This is a genomic window from Mesorhizobium denitrificans (assembly GCF_003403035.1).
Lineage (GTDB): Bacteria > Pseudomonadota > Alphaproteobacteria > Rhizobiales > Rhizobiaceae > Mesorhizobium_G > Mesorhizobium_G denitrificans.
The window spans coordinates 135,657-152,164 of the sequence record NZ_QURN01000011.1; the positions used below are offsets into that span (position 1 = coordinate 135,657).

Sequence of the window (16,508 nt, forward strand, 5' to 3'; positions counted from 1 at the left end):
CCAGTTCAAGAAAGGGCTGGCGTGAAGTTGGACGCCATGCCAATTGACGGACATGTCTCCTCCCCACGCCTCTGAAGATCGCTATGCCGCATTCCGGCACGGGCCTTTCCTGCGTTTTTGGCTTGCACGCTTTCTTGCAACTTTTTGCACGCAAATTCTCTCAGTTGCCGTTGGCTGGCAGATTTATGATCTGACGCGCAATCCGTTCGATCTTGGCATTGTCGGGATTGTCCAGTTTCTGCCTTCGCTGCTGCTGGTGCTGGTGACGGGCGTTATTGCCGACCGTTTCGGGCGCAGGCTTATCATGGGTCTTTCGGCGTTGCTGGAGGCGGCCTGTGCTCTCGCGATTCTGCTGCTGACATGGCATGGATTGACCAGCCCGCTGCCGGTGTTCGTTGTGTTGGCCGTGTTTGGCGTCGCGAGGGCCTTCTTTGGGCCATCGGCAGCTTCTCTCGTTGCCAATCTCGTGCCGCAGAAGGATTTCGCCAATGCGATCGCGTGGACATCATCGGCATGGCAGACCGCGACAATCGTCGGGCCTGTCGCCGGTGGGTTGCTCTATGGCGTCTCTGCGCTTGCAGCTTATGGTACGGCGGCATTTTTCATGGCGGTAGCCGGATTGCTGGTGCTTTCCATTCCAAAGCCGAACCAGCGCAGCGAAACCGACAAGCCCACGCTCCATACGCTGTTTGCCGGGTTCCGCTACATATGGAGCGAAAAGGTCGTGCTCGGCGCTATTTCGCTGGATCTTTTTGCGGTTCTGCTTTCGGGCGCTGTCGCGCTGCTGCCAGTCTATGCGCGCGACGTTCTGCAATTGGGACCGTGGGGGCTGGGCCTGTTGCGTGGGGCTCCCGGCATTGGAGCCATTGCGGTGGCGCTTTGGCTTACATCTCACCCAATCAAGAACCATGCAGGCGCGGTCATGCTCTTTTTTGTCGGGCTGTTTGGCGCATTTACCGTTCTTTTCGGCGTTTCGACAATTCCCTGGCTCTCAATCTTGGCGCTGGCGATGCTGGGCGCTTCAGACATGTTCAGCGTCTATGTTCGCGAAACGCTGATTCAGCTTTGGACCCCAGACGAGGTGCGTGGCCGCGTCAATGCCGTGAACATGGTGTTTGTGGGCGCATCAAATGAGCTTGGCGAATTTCGTGCCGGAACGATGGCGGCGTTTATCGGTCCCGTTGCCGCGGTGGTCGTTGGCGGAATTGGTGCGATGGGTGTGGCAGGACTGTGGTTTCTGCTGTTCCCGGCGCTCGCTAAAGTGCGGCACCTCGACCGGCGTAGCTGATCGCTTTCGGCTTGCGGGCGGGCGTTCCGAAAACCAGCTCCAGAAACTCTACGAGCCAGCGCTTTAGGTGCATATCCCACACCATGCGCCCGCCGAGATGGTCTTGACCCGGCTGTGCGCCCGGCAGTTCGAAGCGATGCGCGCCCCGCACCACCCAGCGATGCATCATCACGCGCGTTAGCTCCGCATGAAACTGGATGCCCCACGCGTTTTTGCCATAGCGGAACGCCTGATTTGGATAGGCGTCGGCGGTGGCGAGCAGGGTGGCGCCTGACGGAAGCGAAAAGCCTTCCCGATGGAACTGATAGACCATTTCCGGCCAAGCCATGAGGTCTTTGCCTTCATTCGTGGCCTGCAAGGGATACCAGCCGATCTCGACAAGGCCGTCGCAATGACCTTCGACCTTACCGCCAAGATGATTGACCAGCATTTGCGCGCCGAGGCAGATGCCCAGAAACGGCTTGTCTTCCTTCAGCGGTACGGAGAGCCAATCCGTCTCGCGCTTTACAAATTCGTCGGAATCATTGGCCGACATCGGGCCGCCGAACATCACGACGCCCGCATGTTGTTCAAGCGTTTGCGGCAATGCTTCGCCGAGCGGCGGGCGGCGAATATCAAGCTCGAAGCCCTCTTGCAGGAGCAGATGCCCTACGCGCCCGGGACTGGAAGTTTCCTGATGAAGGACAACGAGAATGCGAGGACGTGGCTGTGCCATTATTCTTCGGTCGGCGTTCCCTTGGCCGCGGGCACATCGCGCGCAGCCTCCTTGCGTTGTGCGATTCTGTCACGGCTGGTGACGCCAATCAATTCGGCCACACGCCACAACGTATTATCCTCAAGTTCATGGACTTCACCATCCGCATAAACAACATCCCACATCATGCGAATGAAATGGATGCGCTGCTGCTCGTCCAGATGCCGTTTCAGGACGCTTGTGAAAGCATATAGGTCCACCGCTTCGGCATCTGCATTCTGCCCGGCCTTGACCAGCCGGTCCAATTCGTCGCCGTCGATGTCATATTCGTCGCCCAGAAGCGCCTTCATCCGATCCCACTCGACGTCCTGCCGGAGGCCGTCGGCATCCATAACATGATAGAGCAGGGCCGCCGCCGCTATACGCGGATCGTCTTCGCGCGCGCTGCCTGCCGCGCCGCTGGACGGAAGTTCTTTCAGAAATGAGAGTACGCGCTCAAGCATTGTTCGACCCGCCACAAACTCGAACTTTCAAAACGCAAAACATCCACGCAGCGTTCCGTCAATTCACGAAACGTACCGAATCGCAATTATGTTATCCGCGCGTGAGGTCCTGCGCGATGGCAAGCTGCAGCAATTGTGCAAGCTCGCGCGCCGCGCGGTTCTGTGCGTCGATCTCCGCTCGCATCTCGCCAAATGACTGGCGCGGCACGTCGAATGACGACATGATCTGGCGGTTGCCCTGGCTGACCACAGCGCCATCGTCGTTTCGCGTCAGCACATAGCTGGCGCGCATTGTGATGGTTGCGGCGGTCGGTTCGTTTTCGCCGCGCGTTATCTGGCGCGTCGCCGCCGTTTCGCGAATTGAGGTTACGCGAAGATCAAGAGAATAGCGCGGGCTCGCCGGTTCGCCCTGTCCACCAGCGAACAGGAAGATAAGGCGGTTGCGAACTTCCTGCCCGTAGCGCGTGGGCACAGGCTTGATCGCAATGGATGACAACTCGGCGCGCATGCTGGAGGAAACGCCAGCGGCGGCGGGCGCGCTATCGGAATAGAGCGGGCGGACAGTGCAGGCTGACAACATCGCCACCGACATGGCGATTGCTGCGAGCGGAACGGCACGTTTCGATCTGAACAAGACTTTCCTCATTCGCTGTGCCGACGCGCCGAAAATAATCAGGCGACGACGTTGACGATCCGCTGCGGAACCACAATGACCTTGCGCGGCGGCTTGCCGTCAAGTGCCTTTATGACTGCGTCGAGCGCCAAAGCAGCCTTTTCGACGGCAGCTTGGTCTGCGTCGCGGGCAATTGTCAATTCGCCGCGCTTCTTGCCATTGATCTGAATCGGATAGACGATTTCGTTGTCTACCGTAAGCGCAGGATCGAATGCAGGCCATGACTGGCTCGCGACAAACTCTTCGCCGCCCAGTGCCGCCCAGCACTCTTCGGCCAGATGCGGCATCATCGGTGCAATCAACACGCACAGCATTTCGAGCGCCTGACGGCAGGCAGCGCGCAGGGTGCTGTCAGCCTTTCCGGCGGCAATATCGGCCAGCGCGGGCTGCAGAACATTCGCAAACTCATAAAGCCGCGCGACGGCCTTGTTGAAGGCCAACTTTTCAATGTCCTCGCCCACCAGCTTGACGGTCTTGTGCGCGGCTTTCGAAATCGTCAGCGCGTCACCTTCGGTGCCGGAAGCAGGCGCTACGCCTTGCAAATGTTCGCCAGCTTCGGAAACCAGACGCCAGATGCGCTGTACGAAGCGATGGGCGCCCTCGACGCCAGCTTCTGTCCAGATCACATCACGTTCCGGCGGCGAGTCGGACAGCATAAAGAAGCGGGCAGTATCTGCGCCATAGCTTGCGAGAATATCGTCGGGATCGACCACGTTCTTCTTGGACTTCGACATCTTTTCGATTGCGCCGATTTCAACCGGAGCACCATCCGAAAGCATGGTCGCACGGCGCGTGCCTTCGGTTTCCTCGATCTTGATCTCGGCAGGTGTTACCCAGCCATTCGGGCCACGATAGGTTTCGTGAACGACCATACCCTGCGTGAAAAGGCCCTCGAACGGCTCCGCGACCTCGTTCAGATGCCCGGTAACTTTCATGGCGCGCGTGAAAAAGCGCGAATAGAGCAGGTGCAGAATCGCGTGCTCAATGCCACCAATATATTGATTGACCGGCAGCCAGCCGTTCTTGCCATCGACCACGGAGAGCGTTGTCGGCTCCGCTTCATTCCACGGATCAGTGAAGCGCGCGAAATACCAGGACGAATCCACGAAGGTATCCATAGTGTCCGTATCACGGCGTGCAGGCTTGCCGCATTGCGGGCAATTTACGTGCTTCCATGTCGGATGATGATCCAGCGGATTGCCGGGCTTGTCGAAGCTGACATCCTGCGGCAATTCAACCGGCAACTGGTTCGTCGGAACCGGGATAGAGCCGCAATGATCGCAATGAATGACCGGAATGGGGCAACCCCAATAGCGCTGGCGCGAAATCAGCCAGTCGCGCAAGCGGAACTGCACCTTGCGCTCTGCCATCGGGCGATTGCCAATGGAGATTGCGGCCAGTCGGTCAGCGACCACGTTGAACGCCTCGGTCGGCTTCATGCCATCCAGGAAGCGCGAATTGATCATCACGCCGTCATCTGTGTAGGCCGTTTCGGTGATCTGGAAGGACGCGGCATCCGCACCTTCCGGCATAACCACCGGGACAACCGGCAGACCATATTTGTTGGCGAAGTCGAGGTCGCGCTGGTCGCCTGATGGGCAGCCGAAAATCGCGCCCGTGCCGTAGTCCATCAAAACGAAATTGGCGACATAGACCGGCAGCGTCCAGGACGGGTCGAATGGGTGCACGACACGGATGCCCGTGTCGAAACCTTTCTTCTCGGCAGTTTCGATCTCGGCGACTGACGTGCCGCCATGCTTGATCTCATCAATGAAGGCCGCCAGCGCAGGATTGTTCGCAGCTGCCTTTCGAGCGAGCGCATGGTCCGCCGCAATCGCCATGAAGGAGGCGCCGAAAATCGTGTCCGGACGAGTCGTGTATACTTCCAGTTCGCTTTCGCCCTGCGGTGCAGTGTCTTTTGCCAGCGGCCAGCGGATGAGCAAGCCTTCGGAGCGGCCAATCCAGTTGGCCTGCATCAGCTTCACCTTTTCCGGCCAGCGGTCCAGCGTGTCCAGACTGTCCAGCAAGTCCTGGCTCATGGAGGTGATCTTGAAGAACCATTGCGTCAGGTCGCGCTGTTCGACTGGCGCACCGGAACGCCAACCCTTGCCGTCGATAACCTGCTCATTCGCGAGCACTGTCATATCGACCGGGTCCCAATTGACCTTTGCGGATTTGCGCTCCACCAGCCCGCTTTTCCAGAAGTCCAGGAACATCTTCTGCTGATGCTTGTAATAGCTGGGATCGCAGGTCGCGATTTCGCGCGCCCAATCCAACGAAAGGCCCATCGTCTTCAACTGGCTGCGCATGGTGGCGATATTCGCATAGGTCCAATCGCGCGGATTGACCTTGTTATCGCGTGCAGCGTTCTCGGCAGGCAGACCGAACGCGTCCCAACCCATCGGATGCAGTACGTTGAAGCCATTGGCGCGACGATAGCGCGCAACGACGTCGCCCATCGCATAATTGCGCACATGGCCCATATGGATGCGGCCCGACGGATACGGGAACATCTCAAGCACGTAGTATTTCGGGCGCGGATTCTTGTTGTCAGTTTCGAACAGTTTGGCTTCGGCCCAGGCCTTCTGCCATTTCGGTTCGGATGCGCGCGGATTGTATCGTTCGGTTGCCATGGCCGGAAATTTACATAAAAGGACAGACATCAGGCCGCTTGTTGCGGCCAAGTTCGGTCCGGGTCTTCACCACGCTTTGGTCCGAGCGTCAACCTTAACCGCCGTTGCCGGGAATATTTGGTATGACTGACGCCGTTCAGCAACTCGAAGCCGTGAGGGCGAAAATTGCCAACGCTGAGGGTCTTGCGCGCCGCGCAGCAGGCAGTGTGCAACTGGTTACGGTGTCCAAAACCTTCGATGCAGATGCTATTCGGCCAGTGCTAGCGGCTGGTCAGCGTGTGTTCGGCGAAAACCGCGTACAGGAAGCGCAGGGCAAGTGGCCGGAGCTTAAGGCGGAGTTTCCGGATGTGGAACTGCATCTGATCGGCCCACTGCAATCCAACAAGGCAAAGGAAGCCGTGGCACTTTTCGACGTGATCGAAACGGTAGACCGCGAGAAGATCGCCGCTGAGCTGGCAAAGGAAATTGCCAAACAGGAACGCGCGCCGCGTCTGTATGTGCAGGTAAATACCGGTCTTGAAGAGCAGAAGGCGGGCATCGGTCCGCGAGAAGCTGTTGCATTTGTCGCGCGGTGTCGCGACGTGCACGGTCTTCAGATCGAGGGGCTGATGTGCATTCCGCCGGCGCAGGAAAACCCCGGTCCGCATTTTGCGTTGCTGGCGAAAATTGCACGCGCGGCCGGTGTGCAAAAGCTGTCGATGGGCATGTCTGGCGACTACGAAACGGCAATTGCCTTCGGCGCGACCAGCGTTCGCGTGGGCAGCGCAATCTTCGGAAGCCGTTGATCGATAGATCGCGCCGCCCTTGGGAGTGGTGCAGTCAGTTTACCAGATATTCGCCGTTCACGTTTCGCCATTCATTCGGCGCGATCAAGCGGCGGTGCGTGTAGATGACCGAATGAAGCGGTCCTTCCAGCTTCGTACGCCAGAACTCGATAAAGCGATTCAGGACCGGGAAGCGCGGCGCGATGTCGTAATCCTGCCAGATGTAAGTTTGCAGCAGATGCGGATGATCCGGGTAATGGTAGAGAACCTTGGCAGTCGTCAGTCCATAGCCCTGCAGCATCAAATCCATTTCGGTATGTGTCGTCATTTGCCCCACCTTAACTCGACGTTTGCTCTATCCTCCGCGATTAAAATGTGAGCCCCAATTCGTGAATCGTCCATTTAAATTTTAAGCTGCGGTCAAAAATATTGCTATAAATCAATCTGCTAGCGGCATCGTGCGATGACTGCTAATGAGGACGCTTAAACTACTGCGTCAGGCCGCCACACGAATCGAACGTCTAATGTTGTCGTGACGGCCCTCCTGATAATAGAGTGACCAGCCAGGCCGCGTTTGCGCGCGGAATTCGCAACGTTCGGGAGGGAAGCCAGTGTCGGAAGCTCATGTTTACAAGGTCAAGGCGGCGTGGAAGAAAAACGCGCTGATCGACGATGAGACTTATCTGAAGTGGTATGCGGAAAGCATCAAAAATCCCGACAAGTTTTGGGGCAAGCACGGCAAGCGTATCGATTGGCTCAAGCCTTATAGCAAGGTGAAAAACACCAGCTTCAAGGGCAAGGTTTCGATCAAGTGGTATGAAGACGGTCTCACGAACGTCTCGTATAATTGCATCGATCGGCATTTGAAGAAGCGCGGCAACCAGGTCGCGATTATCTGGGAAGGTGACAATCCCTACGACGACAAGAAGATCACCTATAACGAGTTGCACGAGCAGGTTTGCCGGCTCGCCAATGTGATGAAGAAGTACGGCGTCAAGAAGGGTGACCGCGTTACCATCTACATGCCGATGATTCCCGAAGCGGCCTACGCGATGCTTGCCTGCACGCGAATCGGCGCGATCCATTCAATCGTATTTGGCGGCTTTTCGCCGGATGCTCTGGCGGGCCGTATCGTCGATTGCGAATCTACGTTTGTTATTACGGCGGACGAGGGCTTGCGCGGTGGGCGCACCATTCCGCTGAAGGAAAACACCGACAAGGCGATTGATCTCGCGGCCAAGCAACATGTGATGGTCAAGAACGTGCTGGTCGTGCGCCGTACGGGCGGCAAGATCGGCTGGGCGAAGGGTCGCGATGTTTGGTACCACGATGAGATTCGATCAGTGGATGCCAAATGCGCGCCCGAAAGAATGAAGGCTGAAGACCCGCTGTTCGTCCTTTATACGTCAGGCTCGACCGGCAAGCCGAAGGGCGTCTTGCATACGACGGGCGGATACCTGGTCTATGTGTCCATGACGCACCAATATGTGTTCGACTACCATGATGGCGAAATCTACTGGTGCACTGCCGATGTCGGCTGGGTTACCGGACATAGCTATATCGTTTATGGCCCGCTGGCGAATGGCGCGACGACGCTTATGTTTGAGGGCGTGCCGAATTATCCGTCGCAATCGCGCTTCTGGGAAGTGATCGACAAGCACAAGGTCAATATTTTCTACACCGCACCAACAGCGATTCGCGCCTTGATGGGTGCGGGCGACGAGCCGGTGAAGAAGACCTCGCGCAAGACGTTGCGCGTGCTTGGGTCTGTGGGTGAGCCGATCAACCCGGAAGCCTGGGAATGGTATTACAAGGTTGTCGGAGACAGCCGTATTCCGATTGTCGATACATGGTGGCAAACGGAAACCGGCGGTATTCTCATATCACCGCTGCCCGGTGCGACGAACCTGAAGCCGGGTTCGGCTACGCGTCCATTCTTCGGTATTCAGCCGCAGTTGGTGGACAACGAAGGCAAGGCTCTCGAAGGCGCTGCAGATGGCAATCTGTGCATTCTGGACTCATGGCCAGGCCAGATGCGCACGGTTTACGGAGACCATGAACGCTTCGTGCAGACGTATTTTTCGACCTACAAGGGCAAGTACTTTACCGGTGATGGCTGCCGCCGAGATGCAGATGATTACTACTGGATCACGGGCCGCGTCGATGACGTGATCAACGTGTCTGGCCATCGCATGGGCACGGCGGAAGTGGAATCGGCGCTGGTGAGCCACGACAAGGTTTCGGAGGCGGCAGTGGTTGGCTATCCGCACGACATCAAGGGGCAGGGCATTTATTGCTACGTGACCCTGATGGCGGATGAGCAAGGTTCCGAGGATTTGCGCAAGGAACTCGTCGCCCATGTGCGCAAGGAAATTGGCGCGATAGCCTCACCGGACAAAATACAGTTTGCACCGGGGCTGCCGAAGACCCGTTCAGGCAAGATCATGCGCCGCATTCTGCGCAAGATAGCAGAAGATGATTTCGGCGCGCTGGGCGATACATCGACGCTCGCCGATCCGGCGGTTGTCGATGATCTGATCGAAAATCGGCAGAATAAGAAGTAGGCGTATGCCTCGTCACTGTTGGCGCTGCCCCTCATCCTTGCCCTTTCCCTGTAAACAGGGAGAGGGTGAGGGGCAGTGGTGCGGGTGGGGCGAAACTAGTGCCGGAAGTGACGGAAGCCGGTGAAGACCATCGCAATGCCATGCGCGTCCGCGGCGGCGATGACTTCATCGTCGCGCATGGAGCCGCCCGGCTGAATGACCGCAGTCGCGCCGGCTTCGACTGCCGCCATCAATCCATCCGCGAATGGGAAGAATGCGTCTGACGCAACGACCGAACCTTTGGTGAGTACGTCCGTCGAGCCTGCGGCTTCGGCAGCGTCCTGCGCCTTGCGTGCGGCGATGCGCGAGGAATCCACACGGCTCATCTGACCCGCGCCGACGCCGACAGTCGCGCCATCTTTAACGTAGACGATGGCGTTCGATTTCACATGCTTCGCGACGCGGAAAGCAAACTTTAGATCAGCCATTTCGCGCTCTGTCGGCGCGCGCCTGGTGACGACTTTAAGCTCCATATCATCGACAACGGCATTGTCGCGGCCTTGAACCAGCAGCGCGCCCGCAACGGATTTGACCGTCTGACCCGCAGAGCGCGGATTTGGCAGGCCGCTGGTTATGAGCAGGCGCAAGTTCTTCTTGGCTGCGACGATTGCCTCTGCTTCCGCCGTAGCGGACGGCGCAATGATGACTTCGGTAAATACTTTTACGATGGCTTCGGCGGCCGCAGCATCCAATTCGCGATTCAATGCGACGATACCGCCAAATGCCGATACTGGATCGCAGGCTAAGGCCTTCTCGTAGGCTTCCAGCAGCGTTTTGCCAGTGGCAACGCCGCACGGATTGGCATGCTTGATGATGGCGACGGCTGCGGTGTTTGCGGGGTCGAACTCGGAGACAAGTTCAAACGCCGCGTCTGTATCGTTGATGTTGTTGTAAGACAATTGCTTGCCCTGCAACTGCTTTGCGGTTGCCACGCCGGGGCGAACGTCGCCGGTGAGGTAAAGTCCAGCGCTTTGATGGGGATTTTCGCCATAGCGCATGACGGAATCCAGATGCCCACCGAATGCTCGCCATGTCGGATGTTCTATCTCCAACGTATCGGCGAACCAGCCGGAGATTGCCGCGTCGTAAGCAGCAGTGCGCGAGAAGGCCTTGGCAGCGAGCTTTTTGCGGAATTCGTAGGTGAGGCTGCCGGCATTCAGTTCGAGTGCGTTCAGGACGGCGGTGTAGTCTTCGGGGTCGGTGATGATCGCGACATAGGCGTGGTTTTTCGCGGAGGCGCGCACCATTGCCGGGCCACCAATGTCGATGTTTTCGACTACTGATGCATAGTCAGCGCCAGAGCGGCGAACTTCCTCGAACGGGTAAAGATTGACGACGACAAGATCGATAGGAGCAATGCCGTGGCGCTCCATCGCTTCCGAATGTTCTGCGTCGTCGCGAATGCCCAGCAATGCGCCATGGACGGAGGGGTGCAGCGTCTTGACGCGACCGTCCATGATTTCGGGGAAGCCGGTCAACTCGGAGACGTCTTTGACGCCGATGCCTGCCGCGGCCAACGCTTTGGCTGTGCCGCCGGTGGAAATGAGTTCGACGCCTGCGTGGAAAAGCGCTTTGGCGAACGGCTCAAGACCGGTCTTGTCTGAGACAGAAATAAGCGCACGGCGGATAGGCACCAGGTCAGGCGCTGGAATCTTCTTGGACGCGACAGCCATGTCAGTGCTTTCTCGTGTATTGGATTGATGGCCGGGGGCCTAACACAGGACCGCGGGAAATCAAGAGCCGGAAGGCGCTGTTTCCTGCGTTTCGCGCAGGAGGCGCCACCGCAGCACAGGCGTTTTGGAAAGCAATGCGGAGATAACAATCTGGGAGGTGCGCCGCGCGCCGCTCGTGCTCGCGAAGAATACGGATTCTTCGAGCAGAGCATGAGAATCTAGCGACGTAAAAAGCCAGCATTCGCCGGATTGACCGAGCAGGTAGATTTCGCCGCTGCGAGCCTGTTCTGCTCGAATAGTCGGGTGAATGTGAAACCGGATGGTTGCATGGTCCTTGCCGTCGGCGAGAATGGTCAAGCCTTCCTTGCCGGAAAAGCGGTCTTCGCCGTAGATGAGATTGCCGTTTGCGGAGAGCTGTATCTCGCGCTCGTGGATGATGCCGAACTTGACTTCGTAGGCGTTGTGGTTCGCGATGAATCCCTGCATGCCGGGCTGGTCGATGCGCCTGCATTCGGTGTGCGTCAGGGTGCCGGTTAACGGCGCGCCGACAATGCCCTGCACCGTGTTTGAATGCACAAAGCGTGCCTGCGAGGTTTCGTTTAGCGTGGCGGTGGAATGCGCCGCCGTGGCACGCGCCAGAGGGCGCAAATCCGGCGAGCCATAGCTATCTACTCCGCAATTGACGATGAAACATTGTCGGCCTGACGAGAGTTCGAACGACAGACAGCCTGCGTGTGCGGATGTCGAGACGGCGGTTGGTGGTGGTGATCCGGTGTCGGCGATCACGACCGTCTGGCCGAGTTCGAGTCGATCATAGCCGGAATGCGGGGCGTGCAGCAGAGGAGCCGCTGCCGCATCGTCGAGGCGCAATATAGCTGAAACGCGCTCATGAATGGTGACGCCCATGCCATTGAAACGCGCCACGGCACCATCCTTATGCCGGAATGCGCGCAGGGCGGGCATCATTCGATCAATGCTTGCGATGAGGCTTGCAGGTGGCGTGGCGGATTGGTTGGCATAGACCTGTCGCAACGGCAGAAGGTCGGCCAGCAATTCGAGCAGGACAAGCGGATTGCGCGAAATATGCCCGCCGTCGGGTAGAATCTGAAGATCGAGTTCAGCGTCGAGATGGCGCGCGGCATTGCGCAACCCGGCAGCGGAAGAAGGCAACGCCAGCGCAACGAAGGCAAGCGCGATGCGCGCACGTACGCGTTCTTTGCCCGGCGGCATTTCGCCGACCGTCGCGCGGAGGTATCGCACCTGCACGGCCAGATTTTTCAAAAAGAGGCGGTGGAAATTTGCATCGGCATGGGTGAGCAGAAATGCCGAGTATTGTAGCCAGGCAATGATGCGCTTGGCGACCGTGCCGGGCTCCCATGCAATGTCGGTCATGCGCGATCCGTGCTGCCTGATCCAGTCATTCACGAGCGCACGGGCGTTTACGGCGGCGAGTTCCGTGCCGGCAGCGCGCAAATGCCGGAGCCAGCGAAAGCCGTGCAGAGCTTTGACCCAGCCGCGATTCGAGACATTGAGCTGAAATGGCGACACGCCACCGGTGTCGACCACATGCCCCGAAAACTGGAAGCGACCGTAATAGATTTCCTGCGCGAGTGTGGGATCGGAGAGGCGCAAATCTGGCGGGACGACCAGTAGCCGCTCGGGCGTGCGGCCAGTGAAGCGCCAGCGGTAAAGCGGCCCCATGCGGACGCGCCGCCGGACCCTGCGCCAGAGTTCCCCCGTTACAAGCCTTCCGACATTTTGATTTCGGCCCAGACTTTTGGCCAAGATCGAATCCCCGTTCCTCCGCGACGCGAATCTAGATCAACCGCGCGCGCACTCCAACAAAATCCGTTAGGTGCGGCGTTTGAAGCGGGCTGCGAAAAAGCCATCCATGCCGGATATTGCCGGATTGCCCAGATCGAGGTCTGCAGGAGTGGTGCGCAGCCAGCCTTCCGGCGTGACGAAAGGTACTGCCCACGGAAATTCATCCGCTAGGACTGGGTCGGATTCGATGTCTGTTCTCTCGCTCAACAGCGCGGCCGCGAGTTGCTCACCCTCGGCAGGGTCCAGCGAGCAGTTCGAAAAGACAATCCGGCCGCCTGGCTTTACCAGTTCGATGGCGGCTTCCAGCAAACGGCGCTGAACTCCAGCGAGTTTTTCGACGTCTGCTTCGCTCTTTGTCCAAGATATATCCGGGTGCCTGCGTACCGTTCCGGTGGAAGAACACGGGGCATCAAGAAGAATCGCGTCGAATGGTTCGGCGGGTTTCCAAGAGGAAACATCAGCTTCGGCGATGGTGGCGGTTAGCTTCAGGCGGTTGAGATTGGATTCCAGCCTGCGCAGGCGATTGCGCGAGGTGTCCGTTGCCGTGACATGTGCTCCGGCAAGGGCGAGTTGTGCAGTTTTGCCGCCGGGCGCGGCGCACAAATCCGCGACATGCAGATCGGCGATATTTCCAAGCAGATGGGCAGGCAGGCTGGCGGCAGTGTCTTGCACCCACCACGCGCCTTCATCGAATCCCGGCAGCTCGGTCACAGGGCCGGTCAGCTTTTCAACGCGGACAGACCCGGTGGGCAGGATGAAGCCGCCGAGCTTTTGCGCCCATGCTTCAGCGTCAGACTTGACGGTGAAGTCAAACGGGGCTTCGAGCCGATGCATGGCGAGTATTTTGGATGTCTTCGTCTCGCCATACGCGGACACAAGCCGATTGCGCAGCCAATCGGGCGCATCATCGGTGCGGGCGAGAACGGCGGGCAACGCGCGCTCCTTACGTCGAGACATTTCGCGCAGAACGGCGTTGACCAGACCGGCGAAGCGCACCGTGCGCGGATCGGACTTTGCGTGATCCACGGCGAGATCGACGGCGGCGCTGTCCGGTACGTCGAGAAAGAGGATCTGTGCCGCACCAACATGCAGAATGTGTTGGAGCGTGTTTGCGTTGGCAGGCAGAGGCCGGTCCAGACGTGCGGCGATCAATTCGCCGATCGTAACGCGAAAGCGCAAAGCGGCGTTGAGAATTGCACGCACCAGTGCGCGGTCGCGCAGATCCAGCGCGAGGAACTGCCGATGGCCGTGGTCGTGATCGGTCAATCCATCAAGAGATGTGTGTGCATCTACAACGGCTGCCAGCAAGCGGGCTGCAGCCATTCGCGCGGGCAGGCCAGGCGTTTCCGTGTTGACGTGCGGCTTGTTCTTGCGAGGGGCGTTCATAGTCGCCCCATATCGCGGCTCGTGCGCGCTGGCAATCAGGACCAGCGGTCGTTCGGTTTGCCTGGCGCGCGTCCCCACGGGCCAGTGTTGGGGTCGGCCTCGGATTGGGACGTGCCCCAAGGACCGGCGGTTTCCGTCGGTTCGCCATAGGTTGGACCGGCTGGCGCTTGAGCGGTTGGTGCAAACGTGCCCGAATTGGCCATCGCTTCCAGTGCGGCGATACGGTTTTCGACGTTGGGGTGTGTCGAAAACAGATTGTCCATCCTCTCGCCGTGGAGCGGATTGTAAATGTACATATGCGCCATTGCCGGATTGCGTTCGGCAAGCGGGTTCTCGATGCGCTTCGCGGCTTGTGCGATCTTTGCAAGAGCGGACGCGAGCGCACGCGGATTACCTGAGATTTCCGCGCCTCGCTGGTCTGCCGAATATTCGCGCGTGCGACTGACAGCCATCTGAACGAGCATTGCAGCGAAAGGAGCGACCAAGACCGCGACAATGGTGCCGAGCGCACCTAGCGGATTGTTGTTGTTGCGATTGCCGCCAAAGAAGAGCGCGTAGTTTCCGATCATGGAAATAGCGCCTGCCAGTGTGGCCGTGATGGTCATGGTGAGGGTGTCGCGATGCTGGATATGTGCAAGCTCGTGCGCCATCACCGCGCCGACCTCTGCGGGTGTGAGGCGCTGGAGCAGGCCGGTCGTTGCCGCAACGGCTGCGTTGTTCGGATTGCGTCCGGTGGCGAATGCGTTCGGCTGAGGTTGGTCGATCAAATATGTTTTCGGCATCGGAAGGCCGGCGCGCTTCGACAAATCAGCGACGATTGCGTGAAATTCTGGAGCGTTCTGCGCGTTGACCTCGACTGCGTGGTTCATGCGCAGAACCATCTTGTCAGCATTCCAATAGCTGAACAGGTTCATTGCAGCCGCAATGAAAAAGGCGGTCATCATGCCGCCCTGCCCGCCAAGCATGTAACCAACGCCCATGAAAAGCGCAGTCAACACAGCGATCAGCATTGCCGTGCGTACGAGGTTCATACATTCCGCTCCCGAAAAGCTGGCCGCACCGTGCGCCCTTGCGCTATATGATGGTGGATGAACTCGCGCGTTTCAATGAAAAGCAAGTTGAATGACGAAAATGGATGACCCGAGCGGAATAGGCGAGAAGAAGGAGCCGCGACCCCTTAGCGAGGCTGCGCGCCGTGCGCTGGCGGAAGCCGCGGAGCGCCGCCGCCAGTACAAAGAAGCCGAGGCGAAAGTGCCGACTGAAAAGGGCGGCAGGGGAGGGCTTGAACCCGCACGCTATGGCGATTGGGAAGTGAAAGGTCTTACAAGCGATTTTTGATCGCTTGCGGCAGAGGAACTTAGCCCGCCTCCGTACGTTTGCATTGACGAACCTCCTTGAAAGATTGGTCCGCCGATGCACATTCGTCTTGGTTACGAAATCGAAGTGGCTTGCGACAGCCCAATGCCACTCGTTTCGCTGCTGGAGATTCATCCCGAACGACAGAACGACATCCTGTCTCAGTCGCCTGTTGAGACAACGCCGGACGTAAAGTGTGACAGTTACGCTGATCTCTACGGCAATATCTGCAGGCGCTTCCTCGTGCCGGCCGGAGATTTCCGTATTCGCTACGATGCCGTTGTGGGCGACAGTGGCGATCCGGAAGAGATAAATCCGTTCGCGCACCAATTGGCCGTCGAAGACCTGCCGTCAGATGCGCTCGGTTTCCTGCTTGGAAGCCGATATTGCGAAACGGATCACCTCTCGGACTTGGCTTGGTCGCAATTTGCGAATGTGCCGGCTGGATGGGCGCGCGTTCAGGCGATCTGCGACTACGTGCATAATCGGTTGTCTTTCGGATATGGCTACGCGCGCTCTACCCGCACCGCTGCGCAAGCGCATGAAGAACGGGTGGGCGTTTGCCGGGACTTCGCGCATCTGGCGATTACGCTATGCCGGTGCATGAATATTCCGGCACGCTATGTGAATGGCTATCTGGGGGACATTGGCGTGCCCGCCGACCCGGCACCAATGGATTTCAGCGCCTGGTTCGAAGCCTATCTCGATGGCAAATGGTACACGTTCGATGCACGCCATAACATTCCGCGCACTGGCCGCGTTGTCATCGCCCGTGGCCGCGACGCGACGGATGTTCCGCTTCTTCACACATTCGGTCGACACGAATTGAAGCTGTTCAAGGTGTGGACTTATGAGGAAAAGAGCGTTCCGTCCGTACAAATGCAACAGCGCGTTGACCGAACGCAATCGGCCCAGATTCTCGCGTAATTGTATCCGTTTGGTACGACCACACCTGTCTGAATTTGGCACAAACCCTGTATTTGGGTCGTTTTCGGGTCGAGCGCTGGAAGTATTTGTTTTCCTGCAAAAAGAATCCACCCAATAAAATCATATACTTGTATCGTTTGGGCTAAAATTGGCACGATGCCACAACCAACTGGCCCGGAACGTG

At 58.4% G+C, this 16,508-nt stretch carries 14 protein-coding genes; 5 read left to right on the forward strand and 9 right to left on the reverse strand.

Annotated elements, in window-relative coordinates; translation table 11 throughout:
* Positions 1 to 52: 52 nt before the first annotated feature.
* Positions 53 to 1,288 carry an MFS transporter gene (locus DY251_RS15005; protein ID WP_116624721.1) on the forward strand — a complete coding sequence of 412 codons (1,236 nt, stop codon included), beginning with the start codon at positions 53 to 55 and terminating at the stop codon, positions 1,286 to 1,288.
* On the opposite strand, the gene DY251_RS15010 is transcribed toward DY251_RS15005, so the two are convergent.
* The 4 genes from DY251_RS15010 to leuS all read right to left on the reverse strand — a co-directional run bounded on the left by DY251_RS15010 (position 1,257) and on the right by leuS (position 5,791).
* Positions 1,257 to 2,003 carry a glutamine amidotransferase gene (locus tag DY251_RS15010; protein WP_116624722.1) on the reverse strand — a complete coding sequence of 249 codons (747 nt, stop codon included), beginning with the start codon at positions 2,001 to 2,003 and terminating at the stop codon, positions 1,257 to 1,259. The genes DY251_RS15005 and DY251_RS15010 overlap by 32 nt on opposite strands.
* Positions 2,003 to 2,485: a tellurite resistance TerB family protein gene (locus DY251_RS15015; protein ID WP_116624723.1), complete on the reverse strand. Its 483-nt coding sequence runs from the start codon at positions 2,483 to 2,485 to the stop codon at positions 2,003 to 2,005. The genes DY251_RS15010 and DY251_RS15015 overlap by 1 nt, the downstream gene beginning before the upstream one ends.
* A gap of 91 nt (positions 2,486 to 2,576) precedes the next feature.
* Positions 2,577 to 3,119: an LPS assembly lipoprotein LptE gene (lptE, locus tag DY251_RS15020; protein ID WP_342633572.1), complete on the reverse strand. Its 543-nt coding sequence runs from the start codon at positions 3,117 to 3,119 to the stop codon at positions 2,577 to 2,579.
* 38 nt (positions 3,120 to 3,157) lie between these two features.
* The gene (leuS, locus tag DY251_RS15025) at positions 3,158 to 5,791 is read right to left on the reverse strand and encodes a leucine--tRNA ligase (protein ID WP_116624725.1); all 2,634 of its coding nucleotides are present in this window, start codon (positions 5,789 to 5,791) and stop codon (positions 3,158 to 3,160) included.
* Positions 5,792 to 5,913: 122 nt separating this feature from the next.
* On the opposite strand from leuS, the gene DY251_RS15030 reads away from it, so the two are divergent.
* Positions 5,914 to 6,576, forward strand: a complete 663-nt coding sequence (locus tag DY251_RS15030; RefSeq protein ID WP_116624726.1) for a YggS family pyridoxal phosphate-dependent enzyme — start codon at positions 5,914 to 5,916, stop codon at positions 6,574 to 6,576.
* A gap of 34 nt (positions 6,577 to 6,610) precedes the next feature.
* Here DY251_RS15030 and DY251_RS15035 read toward each other — a convergent pair whose 3' ends face one another.
* On the reverse strand, positions 6,611 to 6,883 hold the full coding sequence (locus DY251_RS15035; RefSeq protein ID WP_116624761.1) for an usg protein: 273 nt from the start codon (positions 6,881 to 6,883) through the stop codon (positions 6,611 to 6,613).
* 283 nt (positions 6,884 to 7,166) lie between these two features.
* Here DY251_RS15035 and acs point away from each other — a divergent pair, with 283 nt between their 5' ends.
* Entirely contained in the window at positions 7,167 to 9,119 is a 1,953-nt protein-coding gene (gene acs, locus DY251_RS15040; RefSeq protein ID WP_116624727.1) for an acetate--CoA ligase, read from the forward strand.
* A gap of 95 nt (positions 9,120 to 9,214) precedes the next feature.
* Here the strand turns inward: acs and purH are convergent, their stop codons facing one another.
* The 4 genes from purH to htpX all read right to left on the reverse strand — a co-directional run bounded on the left by purH (position 9,215) and on the right by htpX (position 15,072).
* On the reverse strand, positions 9,215 to 10,831 hold the full coding sequence (gene purH, locus DY251_RS15045) for a bifunctional phosphoribosylaminoimidazolecarboxamide formyltransferase/IMP cyclohydrolase (RefSeq protein WP_116624728.1): 1,617 nt from the start codon (positions 10,829 to 10,831) through the stop codon (positions 9,215 to 9,217).
* A gap of 60 nt (positions 10,832 to 10,891) precedes the next feature.
* Positions 10,892 to 12,616 (reverse strand): heparinase II/III family protein, encoded by a 1,725-nt coding sequence (locus tag DY251_RS15050; RefSeq protein ID WP_425373306.1) that lies wholly within the window; start codon positions 12,614 to 12,616, stop codon positions 10,892 to 10,894.
* Between the two features lie 66 nt (positions 12,617 to 12,682).
* Complete coding sequence (locus DY251_RS15055) at positions 12,683 to 14,041, reverse strand: RsmB/NOP family class I SAM-dependent RNA methyltransferase (protein WP_116624730.1); 1,359 nt, start codon at positions 14,039 to 14,041, stop codon at positions 12,683 to 12,685.
* Between the two features lie 35 nt (positions 14,042 to 14,076).
* Entirely contained in the window at positions 14,077 to 15,072 is a 996-nt protein-coding gene (htpX, locus tag DY251_RS15060) for a zinc metalloprotease HtpX (RefSeq protein ID WP_116624731.1), read from the reverse strand.
* Between the two features lie 91 nt (positions 15,073 to 15,163).
* Here htpX and DY251_RS15065 point away from each other — a divergent pair, with 91 nt between their 5' ends.
* Both DY251_RS15065 and DY251_RS15070 read left to right on the forward strand, forming a co-directional pair.
* Complete coding sequence (locus DY251_RS15065) at positions 15,164 to 15,379, forward strand: DUF1674 domain-containing protein (protein ID WP_116624732.1); 216 nt, start codon at positions 15,164 to 15,166, stop codon at positions 15,377 to 15,379.
* 75 nt (positions 15,380 to 15,454) lie between these two features.
* A complete protein-coding gene (locus tag DY251_RS15070; RefSeq protein ID WP_116624733.1) occupies positions 15,455 to 16,324 on the forward strand; it encodes a transglutaminase-like domain-containing protein in 870 nt (289 codons plus the stop codon).
* Positions 16,325 to 16,508 lie beyond the last annotated feature (184 nt).